Genomic DNA, 25,437 nt, shown 5'->3' with positions numbered 1-25,437 from the left:
CTACTTCTTGGCCTTCACCGCCGCCGGCGCCTTGCCGGCGCGCATCTGCTGCAACAACGGCGTGCACTGGTTGGGCACATCTCCGCTGCTCGGCGCGATCAGCGCCAGCAGCCCCGCCGCCGGCCCCGCCACCACACCCAACGCCACCATCCCCGCGCCACGCAGCGCCAGCGGCACTGCCTGCACACCGGCACTCGGTTTGGCGAAAGGCCCACGCACATACAACGGCGAGCGCAGCGAGAACAGCCGTAACCCTTTCGATTCCGGGGTGATCTTCAGGTCCAGTTGCTCGCTGGCGAAATTGGCCGTGCCGTCGATGTGGATGATCGCGTTCTCGGTATCGAAGACGAACAGGCGGGTGGTCGCCAGGCCCTCCTTGATGCCGACATCGGCTGCGGCACAGTTGATCTTCACCTCTTCGTCACCGAACAACTTTCCGATCACGTAGTTGCCTACGTTGAGCCCGGCGATCTCCATCAGGCTGCGGCTGATGGCGCCATCGTTGATCAACAGGCGCAAGTCGCCGTTGGAAGTGCCGAGCAGCGCCGCCACCGAGTTGCCCCGGCCACTGATATCGGCGTCGCCATTGAGCTCGCCGAAGCTGGTCTGCATGGGCGCAAAGCTGGGGAACAACTGCTTGAGCTTGAAGCCCCGGGCGGTTAGCTGGGCGCGCCCCTGCATCGGCGTGCTGCGCCCGTCCAGGCGGATGTTGGAATCGAGGTTGCCCCCGGCCACGCCGAAGCGCAGCGGTTCCAGGCGCAGCAGGCCGTCCTCGAGAATCACATGGGCAGACAGGTCATTGAACGGCAGTTTCTCGCTATGCACGATGCGCTTGCCGGCGAAGGTCACGTCGGCATCCATCGCCCGCCAGCGCTCGGTGCGGAACTCCTCTACCGGCAACACCTTGTTGGCCGGCTGCTTGCTGGCGCCGCCCCGGGCCTTCTGCTCGGCGTTCGAATCGGCGCCGATCAGCGGTGCCAGGTCCTTGAACAGCAATTGGTTGGAGACCAGGTTGCCGGACAGTTTCGGCCGGGGCTGGCTGGCGACGAAGGCCAGGTCGCCATGGATATCACTGTCGCCGATCTTGCCGTTGAAGCCTTCATAGCGGAAATGCGCGCCCTCGGCGGCATGCAGGTTGGCGCTCAGGTGGCCGTCGGTGGCGTAGGGTGGCGTGTCGGGCAGGGTCACGCCGGTCAACGGGTAGAGGTTGCCCAGGCTGCTGCCGGAGAGCTTCAGGCGCAGGTCGAGGGCGCCCAGGTTGCGGGGGTCGGTCAGGGTGCCGGCAAGGGCGACGTGGGTATCGCCGATGCGCACGTCGGCCTGCAGCGGGAATGGCTGGCTGGCATCCTGCAGCGCCAGCAGGCCGCCGATCTTGCCGGTGCCGGCCACCGCCTGGCCTTTGTAGCGCCCCTGGGCCTTGAAGCCGAAGGCATAGTCCTGGGCATTGCCGGCTTTCTCGGCGCGGGCCTTGCCGACGATGTCGCTGAACGGGATCGGCTTGCCCAGCGGGTCGACCTGAACCTTCATGCTGGTTTTCAGGGTCTGGTCGTCGAAGCTGACATTGCCCTGGTCGAAGCCGATCGCGCCGATGTCCAGCACCCACTTCGACGGCTCCTCGTGCTCATCCTTGGGCCCGAAGTCGAACACCCAGTTGGCCCGGCCATCGGCCAGGCGGGTGAGGCTGGCACTGGGCTTGACCAGGTCGATGCGCGGGATGCTGATGCGCTGGACGATCAGCGGCAACGGCGCCAGGCGAAAATCCACCCGCTCCAGGCCCACCATGCGCGGCTCCTTGAGCCATTCGGGGTTGCCCAGGGTGAGGTCTTCGGCGGTGAAGTGTGGCCAGGGCACGAAGGCACGCCAGCCGCCCTCCTCGGGTTCGGTGCGCCAGTGCACCGCGAGGTTGCCGTTGATCGCGAAAGGCCGGTGCAGGGCTTCGGAGACTTTCTCGTTGAGCAACGGCTTGACGCGGTTCCAGTCGAAGGTGGCGATCACCACCACCAGGATTGCCAACAGGGTGGCCAGGGTGGCGAAGGTCCAGACGATGATTCTGGCAGGGCGCGTCATTGCGTGATTCTCCTGACTGCATGGAAGGCGGCGCGACGATGGCACTCATTATGTCGGACTGATGAAAACCCGCCGGGTTTAATCCGTGCAGCATGATAACCAAGATTTTCCTGACGATTTCCCCAGCTTTTGGTCTACGGAGCGTGGCAGTGTTACCGGGGAGTCGACGTGCCTCAATGCTCGGCGCATCGCCGAAAACATTGAGCCAGAGGGCTCCACACACAGTATCAATGCCGTCGATTGTTACCATTATCCTGATGAACTTTTCTCTGGAGTTACCGGGCGTAGCATTGGCTCCGTACCCACTTTCCAGCCCCCCAGAGGAGCACCGAATCATGAAACGCCATCTGCTGCTGAGCCTGACCCTGTCCGTACTTGCTGCCAACGCCTTCGCCCTGCCAGCCGAAGACCAGCACCTGAGCGCCGAGTCGCGCTCCAGCGCCATCACCGTCAGCCAACCACTGAACACCCTGGCAGAAGGTGGCGCCGAGCGCCTGCAGGAACGTGCAGGCCGTGTGGCCGAAGGCGGTGCCGAACGCCTGCTTGAACGTAACAACCGTGTTGCCGAAGGTGGCTCTGATCGCCTGATCGAACGCAATGACCGTGTCGCCGAGGGTGGTTCGGATCGCCTGATCGAACGCAACGACCGTGTCGCCGAAGGTGGCTCTGATCGCCTGATCGAACGCAACGACCGCGTCGCCGAAGGTGGTTCCGATCGCCTCAACGAACGCAACAACCGTGTAGCCGAGGGTGGCTCGGATCGCCTGGTCGAACTCAGCCGTGTGAGCTGATCGCCATGGCTGAAAACAACAACCCTCCGTGCGGTAGCTGCTCCCCTCCAAGCCCGGTCCATTGACCGGGCTTCGTTTTTCTATCCAGAATGCCCAGCCGTACCGTCATAGAAGCCTGCCCCATGCTGCCGCGCGCCGAACAGAAGCTACAAACCCGCCAGGCCCTGCTGGATGCCGCCTGCCTGCTCATGGAGAGCGGCCGGGGTTTCGGCAGCATCAGCCTGCGCGAGGTGGCCAAGGCCGCCGGCATCGTGCCCACCGGCTTCTACCGCCACTTCCCCGACATGGACGCCCTGGGCCTGGCCCTGGTCGCCGAGGTGGACACCACCTTCCGCCAGACCATCCGCCTGGTACGCCATAACGAATTCGAACTGGGTGGTATCACCGATGCCTCGGTGCGCATCTTCCTCGACGTGGTCGCCGCCCACCGCGCGCAGTTCCTGTTCCTCGCCCGCGAGCAGTACGGCGGCTCGCAACCGGTGCGCCAGGCCATCGCCCGCCTGCGCCAGGACATCAGCAGCGACCTGGCCACCGACCTTGCGCGGATGCCGCGCTGGCGGCACCTGGACGGCGCCGCCCTGGCGGTGATGGCCGACCTGGTGGTCAAGACCGTGTTCGCCACCCTGCCCGAGCTGATCGACAGCCCCGAACCGGGCCATGCACAGGCGCTGACGGCACAGGAAAAGATCACCCAGCAGTTGCGCTTCATTTTTGTTGGCGCTCGGCACTGGCAGGGTCTGGGCAATCCAGGCTGAGATTTTCGCCCAAGCCGGATCGTGGCAGCGGCGGTGCCCCACGAACCCCTTGTCACTTCTGCTACCATGGCGCCCTGCCCGACCGTCCACGAGCGCCACCATGTCCGACCCCCGCCCCGCACTGACCCGTTTCCAACAGCACTTCGCCGAGCGCATCGTGCCGCTGTGGCAAGGCCCGGGCTGGAACGCCGACATGGCCCTGCCGTACGAAGCCCTGGACACCCAGCACCGGCCCCTGCCGGTGCAACGCTACCGGGCCATGGCCTGCGCCCGCCAGCTGTACCTGTTCAGCAGCCGCATCGAACAACCTGGCGCGGCCGAACGCGCCGCGGCATTGTTCCGTTCGTTGCAGAAGCACTTCCATGACGCCGAACATGGCGGCTGGTTCTACAGCATCGACGCCCAGGGCAAGCCGCTGGACCGGCGCAAGGACCTCTACACCCATGCCTTCATTGTCTTCGCCTGCGCCCATTACCTGGGCAAGGTCGGCGAAGGGCTGGTGGAAGCCACGCTCAATGGCGCCCTCGAGGTGATCCACGAGCAGTTCGCCCGCGACGATGGCCTGTACGAGGCCAGCCTGGGTGAGGATTGGTCAGACCTGGGCAGCGGCCCGCTGCAGAACCCGCAGATGCACCTGGCCGAGGCCTTCCTGCAGGTACTGGCCGTACGTGAGGACGACGACGTTCGCGATTCGCTGCTGCAGCTGTGCGAAGCGCTGCAGGCGCAGTTCGTCGAACCGGCCCATGGCCTGATGCTGGAGAAGCCGCGCGGGGCTGTGGATAACTGGTTCGAGCCGGGCCACCAGTTCGAATGGTTCTACCTGCTCGACACTTCCGAGTTGCTGCGCGGTACTGCGCTGCATGCCTCCATCGAGCGGGCCTTCGACTTCGCCGAACAGTGCGGCGTGAAGGATGCTGCGGTGCTGGCGACGCTGGATGTGGACGGCAAGGTGATCGACGCGACACAGCGTATCTGGGCCCAGGCGGAGTACCTGCGGGCACTGGCCCTGCGGCCGGGAAGCGAGGCGCGGCTGCTGGAGCAGCTCACGGCGCTGGAGTCACGCTTCCTGCATGAAGGCGGCTGGCATGAGTGCCGCGATGGCGAGGGGGCGGTGAGCCGCCATGACATGCCGTCGACCACGCCCTATCATTTGGCGACCTGCCTCGAAGGTCTGCAGCGCCTGATCTGACGCTATCGCGGGGCGGTGCGCCGATGCGACTTACCCCGCGATCATCAGCGAATCAACCTTTAGCCGACCGGTCGATCGAGAACCCTGCCCAGTCCTGGCTCACCGGCATCAGCTCAAGGCTGTTGATATTGATATGCGCCGGCTGGTTGAGGATCCAGAAGATGGTCTCGGCGATGTCCTGCGGCTGGATCGGCTCGGCGCCAGCGTAGGTGGCGTCGTACTTGGCCTGGTCGCCGCCGAAACGCACCAGCGAGAACTCGCTTTCGCACAGCCCCGGCTCGATGTTGCTGACCCGCACGCCAGTGCCGCGCAGGTCGCAGCGCAGGCTGAGCGAGAACTGGCCGACGAAGGCCTTGGTGCCGCCATACACATTCGCGCCAGGGTACGGGTAGTTGCCCGCCACCGAACCGACATTGAGGATCGACGCGCCGCGCCCGTGGGCGATCAGGCGCGGCAGCAACAGGCGGGTGGTGTACATCAGGCCTTTGATGTTGGTGTCGACCATGGTTTCCCAGTCGTCCAGGCTGCAGTTCTGCGCCGCATCCACACCCAGTGCCAGGCCGGCATTGTTGACCAGGCCCTGGAGCTTGTCGAAGCTCGGCGGCAGGCTGGCGATGGCGGCCTCCATGGCCTGGCGATCACGCACATCGACCACCAGCCCGTGCACCTCGGTCTTGGCCGAGAGTTCTTGGCACAGCGCATCCAGGCGCTCCTTGCGGCGACCGGTGAGCACCAGCTTCCAGCCGGCATCGGCGAAACGGCGGGCGGTGGCTTCACCGAAACCGGAGGTCGCGCCAGTGATGAATACGGTGGATGTCATGCTCTTCTCCTTGGGTGTGCTCGGCAGGCCTTGCAGCATGCCCGGCGCAAGCGTTGTCGACAACCGTTTCAGCCACTGGTCAAAAAACGTACAGACGCTGAAAAGCCCCGTGATTGTGGGCTTTCGTCAGGCTATGCGCATCTTATCCACAAGGCTTTCCCCACAGATTGGGGGCAACTCGTCGGCTCCAGGGAACCTTTGCCTGCTGTGGACATCTGCCCGTGATGGCGCAACGCTTTCAACCTGCCGTCTGCGGCGGTCTGTCCAAAGTTTTTTCACAGACTTATCCACAGAATCCGGACAACTGTGGATGAACCGCGCTGCTGCTAAAAACCCTCGATAAATCATGCACAAGCAAGACCTGATCAAAAAACGAACAGATCCTTGGAGGCGTTGGTACACAAGGGCTTGAGCAAGGTGCCACCATGTTTTCCACAGGCGGTTCCACATAATCCGTGGAAAGTTTTCCAGCTGTGGAAACAATGGCTTGCGTGGGGATTGTGGTGTGCTGCCGGAAAGATATGCGACAAGTTGTCCACATGTGCCGGAAGGCATAAAACGCATCGCGGGGCAAGTCGGTTGCCGCACCGACTTGCCCCGCGATTTACTTCAGTGCCCGCCCAGGTAGGCGTTACGCACCTCCTCGTTGACCAACAGCTCCTGCCCCGTCCCGGTCATGCGGATCTGCCCGTTGACCATCACATAGGCCCTGTCGGACAGCTTCAACGCATGGTTGGCATTCTGCTCGACCAGGAAGATGGTCATCCCGGTCTGCGCCAGCTCGCGCAGGGTCGAGAAGATCTGCTTGACCACGATCGGCGCCAGGCCCAGCGACGGCTCATCGAGCAGCAACAGCTTGGGCCGGCTCATCAGCGCGCGGGCAATCGCCAGCATCTGCTGCTCGCCCCCGGACATGGTCATGGCCCGCTGGTTGCGCCGTTCCTTGAGCCGCGGGAACAGCTCGTACATGCGCTGCATGTCCTGATCTGCATGCTTGTCGCCGATCGGGATGGTGCCCATCATCAGGTTTTCCTCGACGGTCATGTCGGGGAACACGCGACGCCCTTCCGGGGACTGGGCGATGCCATTGGACGCGATGTAGTGCGACGACTTGCGGGTGATGTCGGTGCCGCGATAGACGATCTGCCCGGATGCCGCGCGCGGCTGGCCGAAGATCGACATCAGTAGTGTCGACTTGCCCGCGCCGTTGGCGCCGATCAGGCTGACCGTCTCGCCTTCGTTGATGTGCATCGAGACCTTCTTCAGGGCCTGGATCGGCCCATAGAACACATCCAGGTCCTTCAGCTCGAGAATGGGCGCGCTCATGTCAGTTCCTCTTCGTCGGCACCCAGGTAGGCGGCAATCACCGTCGGGTTGTGGCGGATATCCTGCGGTGATCCTTCGGCAATCACGTTGCCGTGGTCGAGCACGACGATATGGTCGGAGATGCTCATGACCATGCCCATGTCGTGTTCGATCAGCACCACGGTGATGTCATGCTCGTCGCGCAGCACACGGATCATGCGGCTCAGCGCTTCGGTTTCCTGGGGGTTGAGGCCGGCGGCCGGTTCGTCCAGGCAGATGATCTTCGGCCGCGTGCACATCGCCCGGGCAATCTCCAGGCGACGCTGCTGGCCGTAGGACAGCTCGCCGGCCAGGCGGTTGGCGCAGTCCACCAGGTCGACCACCTCCAGCCAATAGAAAGCATGGTCGAGGGCATCGCTCTCGGCCTTGCGGTAGCCCGGGGTATTGAGCACCCCGGCCAGCAGGTTGCGGTTGACCCACATGTGCTGGGCCACCAGCAGGTTCTCCACCACCGACATTTCCTTGAACAGGCGGATGTTCTGGAAGGTGCGCGCCAGCCCGGCGCGGTTGACCAGGTGGGTGCCACCGAACATCTTGTAGTACAGGCGGTTGGCGAAGCGTGCCGGCGAAACGAAGTCCGCCGCCCGGAAGCGCTCGCCGAGCAGCTGGATGACGTTGGTGTGGCTGCCGCGCACGTTCAGCTCGATCCGCCCGCCGGTGGCCTTGTAGAAGCCCGTGAGGCAGTTGAACACCGTGGTCTTGCCGGCGCCATTGGGGCCGATCAGGGCGAAGATCTGATTGCGTTTGACCTGCAGGCTGACATCGCTGAGCGCCTTGATCCCACCGAACTGCATCATCAGGTTGTCTACAGACAGAATGACTTCGTCGCTCATGGCGCCACTCCTTTACGCGGGACCACGCCGGTACGGCTGATGCGGATCAGCCCTCGCGGTCGCCAGATCATCATCAGCACCATCAGCACGCCGAACAGCAGCACCCGGTACTCGGAGAAGCTGCGCAGCAGCTCGGGCGCCACGGTCAGCACGAACGCCGCGATCACCACGCCCACGGTCGAGCCCATGCCGCCGAGCACGACGATGGCCAGGATCAGCGCGGACTCGAAGAAGGTGAACGACGATGGGTTGACGAAGCCCTGGTAGGTGGCGAAGAACACCCCGGCAAGGCCTGCGGTGGACGCGCCGAGGGTGAACGCGGAAAGCTTGACCAGTACGTGGTTCAGGCCCATCGAGCGGCAGGCGATCTCGTCCTCGCGCAAGGCTTCCCAGGCGCGGCCCACCGGCATGCGGGTCAGTCGGTGCTTGATGTACAGCACCGCCAGCACCACCAGGAACAGCACCGCGTAGATGAACACGAACTTGAGGTTGGCGTTGTATTCAAAGCCGAAGAACTCGTGGATCGGCACCCCGCCGTCCTTGGCCCGACGGCCGAACTCCAGGCCCAGGAAGGTCGGCGACGGCGCCGGCATGCCGTTGGGGCCGCCGGTGAACGACAGCCAGTTGTTCAACACCAGGCGGATGATCTCACCGAAGCCGAGGGTGACGATGGCCAGGTAGTCGCCATGCATGCGCAACACCGGGAAGCCGAGGATGCACCCCGCCAGCGCCGCGGCAATGGCCGCCAGTGGCAGCACGCTCCAGAAGCCCAGGCCCAGGTATTGATAGCCCAGCGCCAGGCCGTAGGCACCGATGGCGTAGAACGCCACATAGCCCAGGTCGAGCAGGCCGGCCAGACCGACCACGATGTTCAGGCCCAGCCCCAGCAGCACGTAGATCAGGCCGAGGATGACCACGGTCAGCAGGTACTTGTTGGCGAAGATCGGGAACACGATGGCGATGACGATCAGCGCCGGGATGATGTAGCGCAGGCGCGACTTGTAGTTCGGCGCCAGCACGTGCACGCCCGAGCCACCGCTGTCGAAGCCCTGGAGCATGCGTTGGCCGGTCGGCGTCTGCAGGAACAGGCTGAGGATGAAACGCCCGATCATCACGCCGCCGACCAGCCAGGCGACGCGGGCGGGTTCGGCGTTGAACGTGTAGCCATCGAGCACCACGCCGACGACGGGGCCGAAGACGATAAGGGCCAGCAAGCCGGCGACGATGGTCTCCAGCAGGCTGCGTTTAAGGTCGAAACCCTTGGTTTGCGAAGCAGAGGCAGTATTGGCAACGGACATGTTTCACACCTTAGCCACGAGCGGGCGACCCAGCAGGCCTTGGGGACGGAAGATGAGGATCATCACCAGCAGCGAGAAGCTGAACACGTCCTTGTAGTCGGAGTTGATCAGGCCGGAGAACAACGACTCGGAAATCCCCAGGATGATCCCGCCGAGCATGGCCCCCGGCAGCGAGCCGATGCCGCCGAGCACCGCGGCGGTGAAGGCCTTGATGCCGATGATGAAGCCGGCATAGAAGTCGAAGGTGCCGTAGTTCATGGTGATCAGCACGCCCGCCAGCGCAGCCATCACCGCACCGATGACGAACACGTAGGAAATCACCCGGTCGGTATTGATGCCCAGAATCGAGGCCATCTTGCGGTCTTGTTGCGTGGCCCGGCACATGCGCCCGAGCTTGGTGTACTTGATCACGTAGGTGAGCAGGCCCATGCCGACGAAAGCGGCCACCAGGATGAAGATCTTGGTGTAGGTGAGCTGCACGAAGCCGCTGCCCACTTCGACGCGCATGGCGCCTTCGAGCAGGGTCGGCACGCCTTGCTGGCGGGCGCCCTGGCTGATCTGCGCGTAGTTCTGCAAGATCAGCGAAATGCCAATGGCGCTGATCAAGGGCGCCAGGCGGGTGGAGTTGCGCAGGGGTTTGTAGGCGATGCGTTCGATGGTGAAGCCATAGACGCCGGTGACGACGATGGTGAACAACAGGGTGCCCAGCATCAGCAGCGGAAACGACTCGATACCGAAGTAGGCCAGCAATGCCAGGCTGATCGCCGCGAGGTACGCGGAGATCATGTACACCTCGCCGTGCGCGAAGTTGATCATGCCGATGATGCCATAGACCATTGTGTAGCCGATGGCGATCAGGCCGTAGACCGACCCGAGGGTCAGGCCATTGACCAGTTGCTGCAGGAAAATACCATCCATAACGCAATCTCACCTGATTGAGATTGCACGAGCGCCGACCACGCAGGGCCCGGATGCAGCGGCCCTCGCAGCGCAGAACTGTGCACATCTACTGACAAAGACAGGTACCGCGGGGCTATGGCCCGGGGCATCACGCGCCCGGGCCGGATGCCATTGTTATTTTTGTTTTTCCAGCTGGTGGTACTTGCCGTTGGCATCCCACTGGTAGACCACGTAGTCGGAGACGGTGAGGTCGCCCTTCTGGTCCCACTTCTTCTCGCCCATGACGGTCTTGACCGGGTTGGCCTTGAGCCACTTGGCGGCGTCCTCGCCCTTGTTCGACTTGGCGCCGTTGAACGCGGCGGCCAGGGCCTGGACCGAGGCGTAGGCATACAGGGTGTAGCCTTCAGGCTCGGTGCCGTTCTTGCGGAACTCCTCGACCACCGCCTTGCTGTCGGGCAGCAGGCGCGGGTCGGCGCCGAAGGTCATGTATACGCCGTTGGTGTACTGGGCGCCGCCGGCGGTGGCCACCAGTTCGTCGGTGACGATGCCGTCGTCGGACATGAATGCCACGTCCTTCAGGCCCTGCTCGCGCAGTTGGCGCACCAGCGGGCCGGCCTCCGGGTGCAGGCCGCCGAAGTAGACGACATCGGCACCTGCGGCGCGGATCTTGGTGACCACGGCGCTGAAGTCTTTCTCGCCGCGGGTCAGCCCCTCGTACAGCACCGGGGTGACGCCGCGCTTGATCAGCTGGGCCTTGGTGGCGTCAGCCAGACCCTGGCCATAGGTGTCCTTGTCGTGCAGCACCACCACCTTCTTGCCCTTGAGCACGTCGACAATGTAGTTGCCGGCGACGATGCCCTGCTGGTCGTCACGGCCGCACATGCGGAACATCGCGGACAGGCCGCGCTCGGTCACCTGCGGGTTGGTGGAGCCGGGAGTGATGGCGATCACGCCGGCCTCGTCGTAAACCTCGGAAGCGGGGATGGTATTGGAGGAGCAGAAGTGACCGACCACGCCCGCCACCTTGTCCTGGTCGACCAGGCGGTTGGCCACGGATACTGCCTGCTTCGGCTCGCAGGCGTCATCGCCCTTGACCAGGACGATCTTCTCGCCGTTGACGCCGCCAGCCTTGTTGATCACGTCGGCCGCGGCCTGCGCACCTTTCATGTACTGCTCGCCAAACGCTGCGTTGGCTCCGGTCATCGGGCCCGCGACGCCGATCTTGATGTCGGCCTGAACATACGAAGAAACACCCAGTGCGGTGGCTACAGCCAGTGCCAGGAAACCTTTCTTGTAAAACGTCTGCGACATGAGGTGGTGCTCCTAGAATATTTTTTTTGGTTGGCACTACAACTTCTCAGCCCTGTGCTCCGAGCAAGGGCCGTGCCAGTGGTTTTGTCTTCCGGGAAAACACACGACAAGGGGTGAACAGAGGCGACCGGCGGCCTTTTCTTTATTGAGCGTGCAACCGTCTGCCGCACGGCAAGTGACACCCACACGCCTAGACAAGGAGCAACCAGCGCCCGCCATCATTGCAACCCTCGCAAGTGTTAACGTGCAACCGCGCTGTAACAGCGGACGTCACCGAACTGCACACCACTGGTGCGCGACTGCTACAGGGAGCACTGTTTGAAGGCTAGCTGGCACACGGAAAATTACCTGCAGAGGCCAATATCGCGGGCGGCGTGGGAGCGGGCTTGCCCCGCGATCTGGCACAATGGTCGCCATTGCCCGCCTTGGAGCTTCCCCCTGATGAGCGAGAGCGCATTCGCCGAGCGCATCGTGCACAACCTGCTCGACACCGACTTCTACAAGCTCACGATGATGCAGGGCGTCCTGCACAACTACCCGGACGCCGATGTCGAATGGGAGTTTCGCTGCCGCAACGGCGAGGACCTGCGCCCCTACCTGGACGAGATCCGCAACCAGCTCGAGCTGCTCAGCGAGCTGACCCTGGATGACGGCCAACTGGCCTTCCTCGAGCGCATCAGCTTCCTCAAGCCGGACTTCCTGCGTTTCCTGCGCCTGTTCCGCTTCAACCTGCGCTATGTGCGCATCGGCATCGAGAACGACCAATTGTTCCTGCGCCTGAAAGGCCCATGGCTGCATGTGATCCTGTTCGAAGTGCCGCTGCTGGCCATCATCAGCGAAGTGCGCAACCGCCACCTGCACCCGCGCATGCGCCTGGCCGAAGCCCGCGACCAGCTATATCGCAAGTTCGACTGGCTGCGCGCCCACGCCAGCGACGACGAACTGGCCGAACTGCAGGTAGCCGACTTCGGCACCCGCCGGCGCTTCTCCAGCCGCGTGCAGGAAGAGGTGGTACGGGTGCTGCGCGATGAGTTCCCGGGCCGCTTCGTCGGCACCAGCAACGTCGACCTGGCATGGAAACTGGATATCAAGCCCTTGGGCACCATGGCCCATGAATGGATCATGGCCCACCAGCAGCTCGGCCCACGGCTGATCGACAGCCAGATCGCCGCCCTGGACTGCTGGGTGCGCGAGTACCGGGGACTGCTCGGCATCGCCCTGACCGATTGCATCACCATGGATGCCTTCCTGAAGGATTTCGACCTGTACTTCGCCAAGCTGTTCGACGGCCTGCGCCATGACTCGGGCGAGCCGGTGGCCTGGGCGGAAAAGGCCATCGCCCATTACCAGAAGCTCGGTATCGACCCGATGACCAAGACCCTGGTGTTCTCCGATGGCCTGAACCTGACCCGCTCGCTGGAAATCTTCCGGGCCCTGCGTGGGCGCATCAATGTCAGCTTTGGCATCGGCACCAACCTGACCTGTGACATCCCCGGCGTGGCGCCCATGAACATCGTGCTTAAAATGACCGACTGCAACGGCTCGCCGGTGGCGAAGATCTCCGACGAAGCCGCCAAGACCCAGTGCCGTGACGAAAACTTCGTCGCCTACATGCGCCACGTATTCAAAGTCCCCAGCAAGGAGTAACCCATGCAAGCCGTTCAGCAAGAGATTGCCCAGGCGCTCAAGGTGCAGCCGCCGTTCGCCGATGCCGCCGCCCTTGAGCAGGAAGTGGCCCGGCGCGTGGCGTTCATCAAGGACTGCCTGGCCAATGCCCGGCTCAAGACCTTGGTGCTGGGCATCAGTGGCGGTGTCGACTCGCTGACCGCCGCCCTGCTCGCCCAGCGCGCCATCAACGAACTGCGCGCCGAAACCGGCGACAAGGCCTATACCTTTATCGCCGTGCGCCTGCCGTACCACGTGCAGCACGACGAGCACGACGCCCAGGCCTGCCTGGACGTGATCAAGGCCGACGAGGTGCACACCATCGACATCGCCCCAGCCGTAAAGGCCTTGGCGGCGGAGGTCGAGGAACTGAAAAACGGCTCGCCGACCCTGGTCGACTTCGTCGTCGGCAACGTCAAGGCGCGCACGCGCATGGTCGCCCAATACACTGTCGCGGGTGCCCGTGCCGGCCTGGTGATCGGCACGGACCATGCGGCCGAAGCGGTAATGGGCTTCTTCACCAAGTTTGGTGATGGTGCCTGCGACCTGGCGCCGCTGAGCGGGCTGGTGAAAAACCAGGTGCGGGCTATTGCGCGCAGCTTTGGCGCACCGGAATCGCTGGTGGAGAAAGTACCGACCGCGGACCTGGAAGACCTCGAACCGGGCAAGCCGGACGAAGCGTCCCACGGCGTGACCTACCAGCAGATCGACGCTTTCCTGCACGGTGAGCCGGTGAGCCAGGAGGCGTTCGACATCATCGTCGCCACCTACCGCAAGACCCAGCACAAGCGCGAGCTGCCGTTCGCCCCTTGATCAGGCGTGGAAACAACTGTGGGAGCGGCCTTGCCCTGCGATGACGTGGTGGATTCACCATCACCATCGCGGGGCAAGGCCGCTCCCACAGGGTGTTGCGTCAGGTTTTGATTACTTGACGACGACCTTGCCCTTCATCATCGAGATGTGGCCCGGGAAGGTGCAGAAGAAGCTGTAGTCGCCGCCGGCTTCCAGCTTGGCGGTGTCGAGCTTGATGGTGTCTTTTTCACCGGCGCCGATCATCTTGGTGTGGCCGATGATCGCGGCGTTGTCGGCCTTGATGTAGTCCTTGTCCAGGCCTTGCGACATGCCTTCGGTCGCGATGGCCTGCATGTCAGCGGTCTTGCTGATGACCAGATTGTGGCCCATGACGTTCTTCGGCAGGCTGCCACCGTGGGTCAGTTCGATCTCGACGGTCTTGCAGCTCTTGTCGATGGTGAATTCCTTGGTGTTGAACGACATCTGGTCAGTCGAGTCGACAGTCACCTTGCAGTCGACAGCAAAGACGGAGGCGCTGGCGAGGGTCAGCAGGGATACCGCTACAGCTTTCGCAAACATCATGAATCTCCTTGGCAGGGTTTTATCAATTGCGAGACTGCCTGAAAACCGAACGCCCGTACCTGATATGGGTCAAGGGGTGTCAAGTCGCCAGCCAGTAGATTTGTTCAATGGATTGTATACAACCAATCAAAGTGCACATCATGCCCTCTTAATGGACGATGAGACAACCTCTCAATTAGGAGCAAATGTCATGACATTGAGCAACATGATGCGCAGCCTGCTGGCAGCCTACGCCTGCGGCGCCGCCGGTTCAGCGGTATGCGAGTTCGCCCGTCCCGAATGATCCCCTTGGAACCGACAGGCATGCGCCTTACCCTGTGCGCGCATGTAAAGGGAGATAAGCAATGCCTGTACGTTCCGTTTGTGTCTTCTGTGGCGCCAGCATCGGTGCCAACCCTGCCTACCGTGAAGCCGCCGTCGCCCTCGGCCAGGCCATCGCCCGCCGTGGCCTGACGCTGGTCTATGGCGGCGGCGCGGTCGGCCTGATGGGCACCGTGGCCGATGCCGCCATGGCTGCCGGAGGTGAAGTCGTCGGCATCATCCCGCAAAGCCTGATGAACGCCGAAATCGGCCACAAGGGCCTGACCCGCCTGGAAGTGGTGGACGGCATGCATGCGCGCAAGGCGCGCATGGCCGAACTCAGCGACGCCTTCATCGCCCTGCCGGGTGGCCTGGGCACGCTGGAGGAGCTGTTCGAGGTATGGACCTGGGGGCAGCTGGGCTATCACGCCAAGCCGCTGGGGCTGCTGGATGTGAATGGTTTCTACGCGAAGCTGGGCGGGTTCCTCGACCATATTGTCGAGGAAGGCTTCGTGCGGAAGCAGCACCGGGCGATGCTGTTGCTCGGGGAGCAGCCGGATGAGTTGCTGGACGGGATGGACAGCTTCGTTGCACCCGTGGTGCCGAAGTGGGTCGACAAGCAGCCTGATTGATCAGGAAGGGGCTGCTTTGCAGCCCCTTTGATGATCAGCGCGGAAGCACCGGCTGGCGCGGCTTCTTACCCTTGCCGCCACCACCCTTGGCCGCTTCCTTGCGCTCCTTGGCCGCCTGCTGGTTGCGGGCGAACGCTTCGGCCTTGGCCTTCTCGCGCTTGTCCCACGGCTTGCTGCCATCGCTGGCGCGCGGCGGCAGGCCGGTGTGCTGGGTGAGGATCTTCTGGTCCTTGCCCACCTTGTGGCTGCCGGCCGGGGTCGAGTTCTTGCGCCGCGCACTCTGGTAAGTGTCGGTCGCCGGCTGGTGCAGCGGGATCAGCTGGTGCTTGCCCGGCCCGATCAGGTCGGCGCGGCCCATGCGCTGCAGCGCTTCGCGCAGCATCGGCCAGCCCTTCGGATCGTGATAACGCAGGAACGCCTTGTGCAAGCGGCGCTGCTCCTCGCTCTTGACGATCTCCACCCCTTCGCTCTTGTAGGTGACCTTGCGCAGCGGGTTCTTGCCCGAATGGTACATGGCCGTGGCCGAAGCCATCGGCGACGGATAGAACGCCTGCACCTGGTCGGCACGGAAGCCGTTGCCCTTGAGCCACAGGGCCAGGTTCATCATGTCTTCGTCGGTGGTGCCCGGGTGGGCAGCGATGAAGTACGGAATCAGGTACTGCTCCTTGCCCGCTTCCTTCGAAAACTTCTCGAACATGCGCTTGAAGCGGTCGTAGGTGCCGATGCCCGGCTTCATCATCTTGTCCAGCGGGCCACGCTCGGTGTGCTCCGGGGCAATCTTCAGGTAACCGCCGACGTGGTGGGTGACCAGCTCACGCACGTACTCCGGCGACTCCACCGCCAGGTCGTAGCGCAGGCCCGAGGCGATCAGGATCTTCTTCACCCCCGGCAGGGCACGGGCCTTGCGATACAGCTCGATCAGCGAGCTGTGGTCGGTGTTGAGGTTCTCGCAGATGCCCGGGAACACGCACGACGGCTTGCGGCAGTGCTTCTCGATGTCATGGCTCTTGCAGGCGATGCGGTACATGTTGGCAGTCGGCCCGCCGAGGTCGGAGACCACGCCAGTGAAGCCCGGTACCTTGTCGCGCATTTCTTCGATCTCGTGCAGGATCGATTCGTGCGAGCGGTTCTGGATGATCCGGCCTTCGTGCTCGGTGATCGAGCAGAAGGTGCAGCCACCGAAGCAGCCACGCATGATGTTCACCGAGAAGCGAATCATCTCGTAGGCCGGGATGCGCTCCTTGCCATACGCCGGGTGCGGGATGCGCGCATAGGGCATGCCGAACACGTAGTCCATCTCTTCGGTGGTCATGGGAATGGGTGGCGGGTTGAACCACACATCCACCTCGCCGTGCTTCTGCACCAGGGCGCGGGCGTTGCCCGGGTTGGTCTCCAGGTGCAGCACGCGGTTGGCGTGGGCATAGAGCACCGGGTCGTTGCGCACCTTCTCGAACGACGGCAGGCGGATCACCGACTTCTCGCGGGTGACGCTCGGGCTGTCGAGGATCTGCAAGACCTTGGCTTCGTTCGGGTCTTCCTGGTCGCCCTTGGCCTGCTCGATGGCACAGGCCTGGGTGTCCTGGGTGTTCACGTACGGGTTGATGATCTTGTCGACGCGGCCCGGGCGGTCGATACGGGTGGAGTCGATCTCGAACCAGCCCTGCGGGGTGTCGCGACGAATGAACGCGGTGCCGCGCACATCGGTGATGTGCTCGATGCTTTCACCCTGGGACAGGCGCTGGGCAACCTCGACGATAGCGCGTTCGGCGTTGCCGTACAGCAGGATGTCGGCGCTGGCGTCGACCAGGATCGAGTGGCGGACCTTGTCCTGCCAGTAGTCGTAATGGGCGATGCGGCGCAGCGAGGCCTCGATGCCGCCGAGCACGATCGGCACGTGCTTGTAGGCCTCCTTGCAGCGCTGGCTGTACACCAGGCTGGCGCGGTCCGGACGCTTGCCGGCCATGCCGCCAGGCGTGTAGGCGTCGTCGGAACGGATTTTCTTGTCCGCGGTGTAGCGGTTGATCATCGAGTCCATGTTGCCCGCCGCGACCCCGAAGAACAGGTTCGGCTCGCCGAGCTTCATGAAGTCGTCCTTCGACTGCCAGTTCGGCTGGGCGATGATGCCAACTCGGAAGCCCTGGGCCTCGAGCAGGCGGCCGATGATGGCCATGCCGAACGAGGCGTGGTCGACGTAGGCGTCACCGGTCACGATGATGATGTCGCAGGAATCCCAGCCGAGCTGATCCATCTCCTCCCTGCTCATCGGCAGGAACGGCGCTGGCCCGAAGCATTCGGCCCAGTACTTGGGATAGTCGTAGAGTGGTTTGGCTGCTTGCATGTCAGTGACCGGTTCTAATGTGCAGGAAAATCGCGGGCGCGGAATATAGCACAAATTTTGACCAAATCCGACGGTGGTGGTCGGATTCATCTGTAGCTTCCACTGGCCCTATCGCCGGCAAGCCGGCTCCCACAGGAGCGCTGCTGCCGGGGATAGGCTCGGTGATTACTCGTCGTCGTCGAAGTTGTACATGCCCGGCGCGAGGTTCTCGAAGCGGGTGTACTTGCCGATGAACGCCAGGCGAATAAAGCCGATGGGGCCGTTACGCTGCTTGCCGATGATGATCTCGGCCACGCCCTTGTGCTCGGTCTCGGGGTGATACACCTCGTCACGGTAGACGAACATGATCACGTCGGCGTCCTGCTCGATCGCACCCGATTCACGAAGGTCGGAGTTGACCGGGCGCTTGTTGGGGCGCTGCTCGAGGGAGCGGTTGAGCTGTGACAGGGCGATTACCGGGCAGTTGAATTCCTTGGCCAGCGCCTTGAGCGAGCGGGAGATCTCGGAAATCTCGTTGGTCCGGTTGTCACCGGCAGAGCCCGGGATCTGCATCAACTGCAGGTAGTCGACCATGATCATGGCGATCTCGCCGTGCTCGCGGGCCAGGCGGCGGGTGCGCGCACGCATTTCCGATGGGCTGATGCCGGCGGTATCGTCGATGAACAGCTTGCGGTCGTTGAGCAGGTTGACCGCCGAGGTCAGCCGCGGCCAGTCGTCGTCGTCCAGCTGGCCGGAACGCACCTTGGTCTGGTCGATGCGCCCGAGCGACGACAGCATACGCATGATCAGCGATTCACCGGGCATCTCCAGGGAGAACACCAGCACCACCTTGTCGCTGCGCAACACGGCGTTTTCCACCAGGTTCATGGCGAAGGTGGTCTTGCCCATCGACGGACGGCCCGCGACGATGATCAGGTCGGCCGCCTGCAAGCCGCTGGTTTTTTCATCCAGGTCAGTGAAACCAGTGGACACGCCCGTGATATCGCTGTCGGAGTTGAACAGTGTGTCGATGCGGTCGATGGCCATGGTCAACAGCTCGTTGACCCCCACCGGCCCGCCGGTCTTCGGCCGCGCCTCGGCGATCTGGAAGATCTGCCGTTCGGCGTCGTCGAGGATCTCCTCGGCGTTACGCCCCTGCGGGTTGAAGGCGTTGTCGGCGATATCGGTACTGATGCTGATCAGCTGTCGCAGCGTGGCCCGCTCACGGATGATCGCGGCGTAGGCCTTGATGTTGGCCACCGACGGGGTGTTCTTGGCCAGCTCGGCCAGATACGCCAGGCCACCGACCTGGGTGGACACACCCTCCTTGTCCAGCTGCTCGTGCAGGGTGACCACGTCGAACGGCTGGTTGGCATCCACCAGCTTGTGGATGGCGCGGAAGATCAGGCGGTGATCATGCCGGTAGAAATCGCCGTCCGACACCTGATCCAGCACCCGTTCCCAAGCGTTGTTGTCCAGCATCAGGCCACCGAGCACGGCCTGTTCGGCCTCGATGGAATGCGGCGGCACCTTCAGGGCAGCGGTTTGCAGGTCGAGTTGTTCGGGGGTGGTGATCTCGTTCATGGCCACGAAAGAATTCTGGAAGATGAAAAAGACAAAGGGCACGGCCTGCGCAAAACAGGACCGTGCCCGATGTTAACCGCCTGGCCCGCGAGGGACCAGCCGATTACGCAGCTTAGGCAGCTACGACAACCACACGTACGGTGGCTTCAACGTCGCTGTGCAGGTGCACGGCTACGTCGTATTCGCCAACCTGACGGATGGTGCCGTTCGGCAGACGAACTTCAGCCTTGGCCACTTCAACGCCAGAGGCGGTCAGGGCATCAGCGATGTCGTGGGTGCCGATCGAACCGAACAGCTTGCCTTCGTCGCCAGCGGTGGCAGTGATGGTCACTTCCAGCTCGGCCAGTTGGGCAGCGCGGCTTTCAGCCGAAGCTTTTTTCTCTGCAGCGGCTTTTTCCAGCTCGGCGCGGCGTTCTTCGAACGCGGCCAGGTTGGCGGCGTTGGCAACGGTGGCCTTGCCGAATGGCAGCAGGAAGTTACGGCCGTAACCAGCCTTAACGTTTACTTTGTCGCCCAGGTTGCCCAGGTTGGCGACTTTTTCCAGCAGGATCAGTTCCATTTGGTAAAACCTCTTAACTTTTAACCTTCACCGTTCGCGGAGTCGTCACCCTGTGAAGGGGACTTGCGACCGCGAAAATCAATCAGGCTGTCGACAATGGCCAGAACCACGAGCAACGGATACATCAGCTGCATGAGCAGCGGCAACGTCACGTACATCCCCACCAGCCAGAAACCGGCCAGTCGCCCTTGTGCCACCAGCCCGTGAATCAGGGCGATGCCAGCGAGCAGCAGCACCAGGCTGGACGCACTGGCCAGGACGATGAACTGCGACCCGATGAACGGGCCCAACACCATCAATGACACCAGCACCAGCATGGGTACCAGCGGCAGCCTCAGTTCGCGAAACTCGCGCCCGAAACCACCGGGGTTGTACAACGCAGCCTGCCAATAGCGCGCCAGCATCAAGGCCAGCAGGCTGAACAGCTGCAGCATTACCGCACTGGAAGCGACCAGCAAAGGGCCGATCAGCTCACCAGGTAGTACTGGTTGGCCCTCGAACTGCGGCAGGGCTTTTTCAAGCGCCTTGGCCAGCACCTCGAAGGTTTCGCGCATCACCGCATCCAGGATCAGGCTGTACAGCAAGCCTAATGCGACACTGGACAGCAGTACCCGGGTCCAGGAGTGCCCGGCGCGCAACGAGGCGGCCAGACCCAGCGTTCCCAAAAGCACCAGCAAGGTGCTTGGTTCGCCGAAGAAGCCCATGATCAACGCTGGCAAAAGGCCCCAGGCGATGACCGATGAAGCGTCCTTGAACCCGCGCCGCAGGAGCACAAGGCTCCCGGCGGCGGCACTCAACCAGAACAGCAGCGGCAGTACCGCGCTGATGACCACCACGAGGGTGGCCTGCACACGACCGCGCATGATGAAACTTGCCAACGCTCGCATGCTTATCCCTTGCTACTTAGTCGACGACCCGGTCTCAGCGGCCGTGGCTGTCGGTGTAGGGCAGCAGGGCCAGGAAGCGGGCGCGCTTGATAGCGGTGGCCAGCTGACGCTGATAACGAGCTTTGGTACCGGTGATGCGGCTTGGAACGATCTTGCCGGTTTCGGATACGTAAGCTTTCAGGGTGTTGAGATCTTTGAAGTCGATCTCTTTCACGTCTTCAGCAGTGAAGCGGCAGAATTTACGACGACGGAAGAAACGTGCCATGTAATAGGCTCCTCAAAAGGTCCGTGGATTACTCGTCAGCGTTATCGCTGTTGTCGCTGTCATTGCTGTCGTCGCCTTCGGCGCCATCAGCATGCTCAGGACGTTCGCGACGCTCACGGCGCTCGCTGCGGTTCTCTTCTGCCTTGAGCATCTCGGACGGGCCGGTGACGGCTTCGTCGCGACGGATGACCAGGTTACGGATCACGGCATCGTTGTAGCGGAAGTTGTCTTCCAGCTCGGCCAGGGCCTTGCCGGAGCACTCAACGTTCAGCATCACGTAGTGAGCCTTGTGAACATTGTTGATTGCGTAGGCCAGTTGACGACGGCCCCAGTCTTCCAGGCGGTGGATCTTGCCACCATCTTCTTCGATCAGCTTGGTGTAACGCTCAACCATGCCGCCGACTTGCTCGCTCTGGTCCGGGTGAACCAGGAAGATGATTTCGTAATGACGCATGAATGCTCCTTACGGGTTAGTAGTCTGCCAGCAACCTGGTCAGACAAGGAGTGAATGACACTGTATGTCTTGCCCTAGAGAGAAGGCACATGCGCGCCTGCCAGCTCGGCAAGGGGCGCAATTGTAGAGAAGCCGGGAAGGACAAGCAAGGAGGTTGGCGAATATTTGAACAGCCGGAAACATATTCGCCCAACAGGCCGCAGCCTGAGAAACAACGTGGGAGCGGCGATACGCCGCTCCCACACACGGTCAGATCAGCGCTTGACCTGACGCTGCCTCACGGCCTCGAACAGGCACACCCCGGTGGCCACCGAAACGTTAAGGCTGCTGACGCTGCCGCCCATCGGCAACTTCACCAGGAAATCACAGTGCTCACGGGTCAGGCGGCGCATGCCCTTGCCTTCGGCCCCCATGATCATCACCAGCGGACCGGTCAGGTCCTGCTGGTAGATTTCCTGCTCGGCCTCGCCAGCGGTACCGACCACCCACAGTCCACGCTGCTGGAGTTTCTCCAGGGTACGCGCCAGGTTGGTCACGGCCACCAGCGGCATCACCTCGGCGGCGCCGCAGGCCACCTTGCGCACCACGCCGGTCAGGGTCGCCGACTTGTCCTTGGGGATCACCACGGCGGTCGCCCCGGCCGCATCGGCGGTGCGCAGGCAGGCGCCGAGGTTGTGCGGATCGGTAACGCCATCGAGCACCAGGATCAACGGCGGCGTCTCGGTGCGCTCGAGCAGCTCGTCGAGCATCGCCTCGCCCCAAACCTGGCTCGGGCTCACCTCGGCGACCACCCCCTGGTGCACACCTTCGACCCAGGCGTCGAGTTCACGGCGCTCGGCCTGGCCGACCTGGACGCGGTTCTGCGCAGCCAGTTCCAACAAGGCCTGGATGCGTGGCTCACTGCGCCCTTCGGACAGCCAGATCTGCTTTACCCGCTTGGGGTGGTGTTGCAGCAGTGCCTGCACGGCATGCACGCCGTAGATCTTTTCCAGCTGACTCATGACTTGTTCTTGCCCTTGCGTGGCGCGCCGGACTTGGGCGGCCCCTTGCGATGCTTGGTCGGCTTGCCGGATGACTTGCCACCTTTTTCCGACTTGCCGCCGGCATGGCCGCTGGCACGCGCCTCGCCCATCAGCGCCTTCTTCATTTCACGGCTCTTGCGCACCTCGGCATTGCGCTGCACCGCGTCTTTCGGGAAGTACGCCTCGGAGGCCTCGCTCTTGCGGCTGCGCGGCTTGGGCGAAATCTTCGCTTCGACGGCAGGCGCCTGCTCGGCCACCGGTTGCGCGGCAGCGCGTGGCTTGCGGCCGACCGGTGCGGTGACGGTCTTCTCCGACATTTCGAAGTCGATCTTGCGCTGTTCGAGGTCGACACGCATGACCTTCACCTCGACCGTGTCGCCCAGGCGGAAGCTGCGGCCGCTGCGCTCACCGGACAGGCGGTGATGCACAGGATCGAAGTGGTAGTAGTCACCCGGCAGGGCGCTAACATGCACCAGGCCTTCGACATAGATGTCGGTCAGCTCGATGAACAGGCCAAAGCCGGTCACCGCGGTGATCACACCCGGGAAGGTCTCGCCGACGCGATCACGCATGTACTCGCACTTGAGCCAGTTGACCACGTCGCGGGTAGCTTCGTCGGCGCGGCGCTCGGTCATCGAGCACTGCTCGCCCATCTGCTCGAGGCTGTTCTCGTCGTACGGGTAGATGCGCGCCTTGGGAATACTCATGGCACCGGCACGCTTGACGTGCGGGGTGTCGACCTTGGAGCGGATCACGCTGCGGATGGCGCGGTGCACCAGCAGGTCCGGGTAACGACGGATCGGCGAGGTGAAGTGGGTGTAGGCCTCGTAGTTCAGGCCGAAGTGGCCGTTGTTCTCGACGCTGTACACCGCCTGGCTCAGCGAGCGCAGCATGACGGTCTGGATCAGGTGGAAGTCCGGGCGCCCGGCGATGCTCGCCAGCAGTGCCTGGTAGTCCTTCGGCGAAGGGTCCTTGCCCTTGTGCAGGCTCAGGCCCAGCTCACCGAGGAATGCGCGCAACTTCTCCAGGCGCTCGGGCGGCGGGCCGTCGTGCACGCGGTACAGCGCAGGCACGTTGTGCTTCTGCAGGAACTCGGCCGTCGCGACGTTGGCCGCCAGCATGCACTCTTCGATCAGCTTGTGGGCGTCGTTGCGCACGGTCGGACGAATTTCGTCGATCTTGCGGTCATCGCCGAAGATGATCCGGGTTTCCTGGGTTTCGAAGTCAATCGCGCCGCGGGTGTGACGGGCCGCCAGGAGCACCTTGTACAGGGCGTACAGGCTCTTCAGGTCCGGCAGCACCGCGCTGTATTCCTCGCGCAGGGCCTTGCCTTCGCGGGTGCGGGAATGCTCGAGCATGCTGCTGACCTTGTTGTAGGTCAGGCGCGCGTGGGAGTGGATGACACCCTCGTAGAACTGGTAGTCGACCATCTGGCCGGCCTTGTTGATGGTCATTTCGCAGACCATGGCCAGGCGATCGACGTGCGGGTTCAGCGAGCACAGGCCGTTGGACAGCTCTTCGGGCAGCATCGGCACGACGCGCTCGGGGAAGTACACCGAGTTACCCCGTTGCTGCGCTTCGGTATCCAGGGCCGAGCCCAGGCGCACGTAGCTGGAAACGTCGGCGATCGCCACGTACAGGCGCCAGCCGCCGGAGAACATGCGCAGCTTGCCCAACGGTTCGCAATACACCGCATCGTCGAAGTCGCGGGCGTCTTCGCCGTCGATGGTGACGAAAGGCAGATGGCGCAGGTCGATGCGCTTCTCTTTATCTTTCTCCTCGACTTCGGAGCGGAACTTGCGCGCTTCCTTGATCACGTCCTGCGGCCAGACATGCGGGATGTCATAGCTGCGCAGGGCGATGTCGATCTCCATGCCCGGCGCCATGTAGTTGCCGATCACCTCGACCACATCACCCTGCGGCTGGAAGCGCGGGGTTGGCCAGTGGGTGATCTTGATCGACACGAACTGGCCGATCTTGGCGCCGCCGTTGCGCCCGGCGGTGACCAGCACTTCCTGCTGGATCTTTGGGTTGTCGGGGGTCACATAGCCGATGCCGCCCTCTTCGAAGTAACGGCCGACCACGCTTTCGTGGGCGCGGGAGATGACTTCCACCAGCACACCTTCGCGGCGGCCACGGCGGTCCACCCCGGAAACCCGGGCCAGGCCGCGGTCGCCGTCGAACACCAGGCGCATCTGCGACGGGCTGAGGAACAGGTCTTCGCTACCATCGTCGGGAATCAGGAAGCCGAAACCGTCGCGGTGGCCGGACACGCGGCCACAGATAAGGTCGAGCTTGTCCACCGGGGCATAGGTGCCGCGCCGGGTATAGATAAGCTGACCGTCGCGCTCCATGGCACGCAGGCGGCGGCGCAGGGCTTCGATCTGGTCTTCTTCGTAAAGACCGAACTCTTCGGCCAGCTGTTCGCGGGCAGCCGGCTCGCCACGGTCGGCGAGGCGCTGCAGGATCAGCTCACGGCTGGGGATAGGGTTGTCGTATTTTTCCGCTTCGCGAGCGGCCTCGGGATCGAGGGATTGCCAATCGGCCATCAGAAGGGGTTCACCTTGGGGTATATAGATATGAATTCTGGCATAGGCGTATTGAAACCGGAAATGTCAGCCTTGGACAGCCCCGGCGCGGTATCCGCCGAACGGAAATAGGCGCGTGGAATCAACGGGTTGAATTTTTTGAATTTTTTTTCGATCAGGGGCTTTACAGCCATCAGGAGCGTCCGTATAGTGCGCACCACAACGACGGACAACCCCGAAGTTGTAGTAGAGATGAACGACGCTGTAAAGCATCTTTTAATCTCGAATGTGTGCCCAGGTGGCGGAATTGGTAGACGCGCTGGTTTCAGGTATCAGTGACTTAACGGTCGTGGAAGTTCGAGTCTTCTCCTGGGCACCAAAAATTTTCAAGTAACAGATGACCAAGGATCTGTTACTACTGTGTGAAAGCAGACGAAAGTCGCCTTCACCAGACGATGCAAAGCTTTGCCCAGGTGGCGGAATTGGTAGACGCGCTGGTTTCAGGTATCAGTGACTTAACG

The 25,437-nt window shown here is 62.9% G+C and carries 23 protein-coding genes and 1 tRNA gene; 7 read left to right on the top strand and 17 right to left on the bottom strand.

What is annotated here, in order from left to right:
• Complete coding sequence (locus tag ACODS9_RS10960; protein WP_489093892.1) at positions 1–2,067, bottom strand: AsmA family protein; 2,067 nt, start codon at positions 2,065–2,067, stop codon at positions 1–3.
• Between the two features lie 335 nt (positions 2,068–2,402).
• Between ACODS9_RS10960 and ACODS9_RS10955 the strand changes: the two genes are divergently transcribed.
• From ACODS9_RS10955 to ACODS9_RS10945, 3 genes are all read left to right on the top strand, one after another.
• On the top strand, positions 2,403–2,858 hold the full coding sequence (locus ACODS9_RS10955; RefSeq protein WP_102683959.1) for a phage infection protein: 456 nt from the start codon (positions 2,403–2,405) through the stop codon (positions 2,856–2,858).
• Between the two features lie 122 nt (positions 2,859–2,980).
• Positions 2,981–3,613, top strand: a complete 633-nt coding sequence (locus tag ACODS9_RS10950) for a TetR family transcriptional regulator (RefSeq protein ID WP_102683958.1) — start codon at positions 2,981–2,983, stop codon at positions 3,611–3,613.
• 100 nt (positions 3,614–3,713) lie between these two features.
• The gene (locus ACODS9_RS10945; protein WP_489093891.1) at positions 3,714–4,802 is read left to right on the top strand and encodes an AGE family epimerase/isomerase; all 1,089 of its coding nucleotides are present in this window, start codon (positions 3,714–3,716) and stop codon (positions 4,800–4,802) included.
• 52 nt (positions 4,803–4,854) lie between these two features.
• Here ACODS9_RS10945 and ACODS9_RS10940 read toward each other — a convergent pair whose 3' ends face one another.
• From ACODS9_RS10940 to ACODS9_RS10915, 6 genes are all read right to left on the bottom strand, one after another.
• Positions 4,855–5,622 carry an SDR family oxidoreductase gene (locus ACODS9_RS10940; protein ID WP_023629361.1) on the bottom strand — a complete coding sequence of 256 codons (768 nt, stop codon included), beginning with the start codon at positions 5,620–5,622 and terminating at the stop codon, positions 4,855–4,857.
• A 609-nt stretch (positions 5,623–6,231) separates the two neighbouring features.
• Complete coding sequence (locus ACODS9_RS10935) at positions 6,232–6,948, bottom strand: ABC transporter ATP-binding protein (RefSeq protein ID WP_023629375.1); 717 nt, start codon at positions 6,946–6,948, stop codon at positions 6,232–6,234.
• On the bottom strand, positions 6,945–7,820 hold the full coding sequence (locus ACODS9_RS10930; RefSeq protein ID WP_031314650.1) for an ABC transporter ATP-binding protein: 876 nt from the start codon (positions 7,818–7,820) through the stop codon (positions 6,945–6,947). Before ACODS9_RS10930 ends, ACODS9_RS10935 begins: the two co-directional genes overlap by 4 nt.
• A complete protein-coding gene (gene livM, locus ACODS9_RS10925) occupies positions 7,817–9,118 on the bottom strand; it encodes a high-affinity branched-chain amino acid ABC transporter permease LivM (protein WP_046854015.1) in 1,302 nt (433 codons plus the stop codon). The genes ACODS9_RS10930 and livM overlap by 4 nt, the downstream gene beginning before the upstream one ends.
• A 3-nt stretch (positions 9,119–9,121) precedes the next feature.
• On the bottom strand, positions 9,122–10,036 hold the full coding sequence (locus tag ACODS9_RS10920) for an ABC transporter permease subunit (protein ID WP_046854014.1): 915 nt from the start codon (positions 10,034–10,036) through the stop codon (positions 9,122–9,124).
• Between the two features lie 156 nt (positions 10,037–10,192).
• Positions 10,193–11,329 (bottom strand): branched-chain amino acid ABC transporter substrate-binding protein, encoded by a 1,137-nt coding sequence (locus tag ACODS9_RS10915; protein ID WP_046854013.1) that lies wholly within the window; start codon positions 11,327–11,329, stop codon positions 10,193–10,195.
• Positions 11,330–11,770: 441 nt separating this feature from the next.
• Here ACODS9_RS10915 and pncB point away from each other — a divergent pair, with 441 nt between their 5' ends.
• Positions 11,771–12,976, top strand: a complete 1,206-nt coding sequence (gene pncB, locus ACODS9_RS10910; protein ID WP_489093890.1) for a nicotinate phosphoribosyltransferase — start codon at positions 11,771–11,773, stop codon at positions 12,974–12,976.
• A 3-nt stretch (positions 12,977–12,979) separates the two neighbouring features.
• Entirely contained in the window at positions 12,980–13,807 is an 828-nt protein-coding gene (gene nadE, locus ACODS9_RS10905; RefSeq protein ID WP_046854011.1) for an NAD(+) synthase, read from the top strand.
• A 111-nt stretch (positions 13,808–13,918) separates the two neighbouring features.
• Here the strand turns inward: nadE and azu are convergent, their stop codons facing one another.
• Positions 13,919–14,365, bottom strand: coding sequence for an azurin (azu, locus tag ACODS9_RS10900; RefSeq protein ID WP_489093889.1), 447 nt, complete (start codon positions 14,363–14,365; stop codon positions 13,919–13,921).
• Positions 14,366–14,712: 347 nt separating this feature from the next.
• Between azu and ACODS9_RS10895 the strand changes: the two genes are divergently transcribed.
• Entirely contained in the window at positions 14,713–15,300 is a 588-nt protein-coding gene (locus tag ACODS9_RS10895) for a cytokinin riboside 5'-monophosphate phosphoribohydrolase (RefSeq protein ID WP_401109081.1), read from the top strand.
• A gap of 34 nt (positions 15,301–15,334) precedes the next feature.
• Here ACODS9_RS10895 and ACODS9_RS10890 read toward each other — a convergent pair whose 3' ends face one another.
• The 9 genes from ACODS9_RS10890 to ACODS9_RS10850 all read right to left on the bottom strand — a co-directional run bounded on the left by ACODS9_RS10890 (position 15,335) and on the right by ACODS9_RS10850 (position 25,110).
• Positions 15,335–17,638 carry a YgiQ family radical SAM protein gene (locus ACODS9_RS10890; protein ID WP_489093888.1) on the bottom strand — a complete coding sequence of 768 codons (2,304 nt, stop codon included), beginning with the start codon at positions 17,636–17,638 and terminating at the stop codon, positions 15,335–15,337.
• A 165-nt stretch (positions 17,639–17,803) separates the two neighbouring features.
• Positions 17,804–19,201 carry a replicative DNA helicase gene (gene dnaB, locus ACODS9_RS10885; protein WP_046854007.1) on the bottom strand — a complete coding sequence of 466 codons (1,398 nt, stop codon included), beginning with the start codon at positions 19,199–19,201 and terminating at the stop codon, positions 17,804–17,806.
• A gap of 112 nt (positions 19,202–19,313) precedes the next feature.
• Positions 19,314–19,760 carry a 50S ribosomal protein L9 gene (gene rplI / locus ACODS9_RS10880; protein WP_046854006.1) on the bottom strand — a complete coding sequence of 149 codons (447 nt, stop codon included), beginning with the start codon at positions 19,758–19,760 and terminating at the stop codon, positions 19,314–19,316.
• Positions 19,761–19,780: 20 nt separating this feature from the next.
• Positions 19,781–20,647, bottom strand: a complete 867-nt coding sequence (locus tag ACODS9_RS10875) for a hypothetical protein (protein WP_046854005.1) — start codon at positions 20,645–20,647, stop codon at positions 19,781–19,783.
• Positions 20,648–20,681: 34 nt separating this feature from the next.
• Complete coding sequence (rpsR, locus tag ACODS9_RS10870; protein ID WP_003249563.1) at positions 20,682–20,912, bottom strand: 30S ribosomal protein S18; 231 nt, start codon at positions 20,910–20,912, stop codon at positions 20,682–20,684.
• 28 nt (positions 20,913–20,940) lie between these two features.
• Positions 20,941–21,366 carry a 30S ribosomal protein S6 gene (gene rpsF / locus ACODS9_RS10865; protein ID WP_023629370.1) on the bottom strand — a complete coding sequence of 142 codons (426 nt, stop codon included), beginning with the start codon at positions 21,364–21,366 and terminating at the stop codon, positions 20,941–20,943.
• A 254-nt stretch (positions 21,367–21,620) separates the two neighbouring features.
• Positions 21,621–22,367: a 23S rRNA (guanosine(2251)-2'-O)-methyltransferase RlmB gene (rlmB, locus tag ACODS9_RS10860; RefSeq protein WP_104444841.1), complete on the bottom strand. Its 747-nt coding sequence runs from the start codon at positions 22,365–22,367 to the stop codon at positions 21,621–21,623.
• Positions 22,364–24,937 (bottom strand): ribonuclease R, encoded by a 2,574-nt coding sequence (gene rnr, locus ACODS9_RS10855; RefSeq protein WP_489093887.1) that lies wholly within the window; start codon positions 24,935–24,937, stop codon positions 22,364–22,366. The genes rlmB and rnr overlap by 4 nt, the downstream gene beginning before the upstream one ends.
• Positions 24,937–25,110, bottom strand: coding sequence for a hypothetical protein (locus tag ACODS9_RS10850; RefSeq protein ID WP_156177503.1), 174 nt, complete (start codon positions 25,108–25,110; stop codon positions 24,937–24,939). The genes rnr and ACODS9_RS10850 overlap by 1 nt, the downstream gene beginning before the upstream one ends.
• A 98-nt stretch (positions 25,111–25,208) precedes the next feature.
• Between ACODS9_RS10850 and ACODS9_RS10845 the strand changes: the two genes are divergently transcribed.
• Positions 25,209–25,295 (top strand) — tRNA-Leu (locus tag ACODS9_RS10845).
• Positions 25,296–25,437 lie beyond the last annotated feature (142 nt).

The sequence above is a fragment of the Pseudomonas sp. FG36 genome (assembly GCF_057809275.1).
This window is presented reverse-complemented; position numbering and strand designations above follow the sequence as displayed.

Bases quoted from the DNA above. Each gene is read 5' to 3' on its own strand.
- rpsF (WP_023629370.1), bottom strand. From the start codon at position 21,366: ATGCGTCATTACGAAATCATCTTCCTGGTTCACCCGGACCAGAGCGAG.
- ACODS9_RS10950 (WP_102683958.1), top strand. From the start codon at position 2,981: ATGCTGCCGCGCGCCGAACAGAAGCTACAAACCCGCCAGGCCCTGCTG.
- rlmB (WP_104444841.1), bottom strand. From the start codon at position 22,367: ATGAGTCAGCTGGAAAAGATCTACGGCGTGCATGCCGTGCAGGCACTG.
- ACODS9_RS10920 (WP_046854014.1), bottom strand. From the start codon at position 10,036: ATGGATGGTATTTTCCTGCAGCAACTGGTCAATGGCCTGACCCTCGGG.
- ACODS9_RS10955 (WP_102683959.1), top strand. From the start codon at position 2,403: ATGAAACGCCATCTGCTGCTGAGCCTGACCCTGTCCGTACTTGCTGCC.
- dnaB (WP_046854007.1), bottom strand. From the start codon at position 19,201: ATGAACGAGATCACCACCCCCGAACAACTCGACCTGCAAACCGCTGCC.
- rnr (WP_489093887.1), bottom strand. From the start codon at position 24,937: ATGGCCGATTGGCAATCCCTCGATCCCGAGGCCGCTCGCGAAGCGGAA.
- rpsR (WP_003249563.1), bottom strand. From the start codon at position 20,912: ATGGCACGTTTCTTCCGTCGTCGTAAATTCTGCCGCTTCACTGCTGAA.
- ACODS9_RS10945 (WP_489093891.1), top strand. From the start codon at position 3,714: ATGTCCGACCCCCGCCCCGCACTGACCCGTTTCCAACAGCACTTCGCC.
- ACODS9_RS10895 (WP_401109081.1), top strand. From the start codon at position 14,713: ATGCCTGTACGTTCCGTTTGTGTCTTCTGTGGCGCCAGCATCGGTGCC.
- azu (WP_489093889.1), bottom strand. From the start codon at position 14,365: ATGTTTGCGAAAGCTGTAGCGGTATCCCTGCTGACCCTCGCCAGCGCC.
- ACODS9_RS10890 (WP_489093888.1), bottom strand. From the start codon at position 17,638: ATGCAAGCAGCCAAACCACTCTACGACTATCCCAAGTACTGGGCCGAA.
- pncB (WP_489093890.1), top strand. From the start codon at position 11,771: ATGAGCGAGAGCGCATTCGCCGAGCGCATCGTGCACAACCTGCTCGAC.
- ACODS9_RS10915 (WP_046854013.1), bottom strand. From the start codon at position 11,329: ATGTCGCAGACGTTTTACAAGAAAGGTTTCCTGGCACTGGCTGTAGCC.
- ACODS9_RS10875 (WP_046854005.1), bottom strand. From the start codon at position 20,647: ATGCGAGCGTTGGCAAGTTTCATCATGCGCGGTCGTGTGCAGGCCACC.
- ACODS9_RS10960 (WP_489093892.1), bottom strand. From the start codon at position 2,067: ATGACGCGCCCTGCCAGAATCATCGTCTGGACCTTCGCCACCCTGGCC.
- ACODS9_RS10940 (WP_023629361.1), bottom strand. From the start codon at position 5,622: ATGACATCCACCGTATTCATCACTGGCGCGACCTCCGGTTTCGGTGAA.
- livM (WP_046854015.1), bottom strand. From the start codon at position 9,118: ATGTCCGTTGCCAATACTGCCTCTGCTTCGCAAACCAAGGGTTTCGAC.
- nadE (WP_046854011.1), top strand. From the start codon at position 12,980: ATGCAAGCCGTTCAGCAAGAGATTGCCCAGGCGCTCAAGGTGCAGCCG.
- ACODS9_RS10850 (WP_156177503.1), bottom strand. From the start codon at position 25,110: ATGGCTGTAAAGCCCCTGATCGAAAAAAAATTCAAAAAATTCAACCCG.
- ACODS9_RS10935 (WP_023629375.1), bottom strand. From the start codon at position 6,948: ATGAGCGCGCCCATTCTCGAGCTGAAGGACCTGGATGTGTTCTATGGG.
- ACODS9_RS10930 (WP_031314650.1), bottom strand. From the start codon at position 7,820: ATGAGCGACGAAGTCATTCTGTCTGTAGACAACCTGATGATGCAGTTC.
- rplI (WP_046854006.1), bottom strand. From the start codon at position 19,760: ATGGAACTGATCCTGCTGGAAAAAGTCGCCAACCTGGGCAACCTGGGC.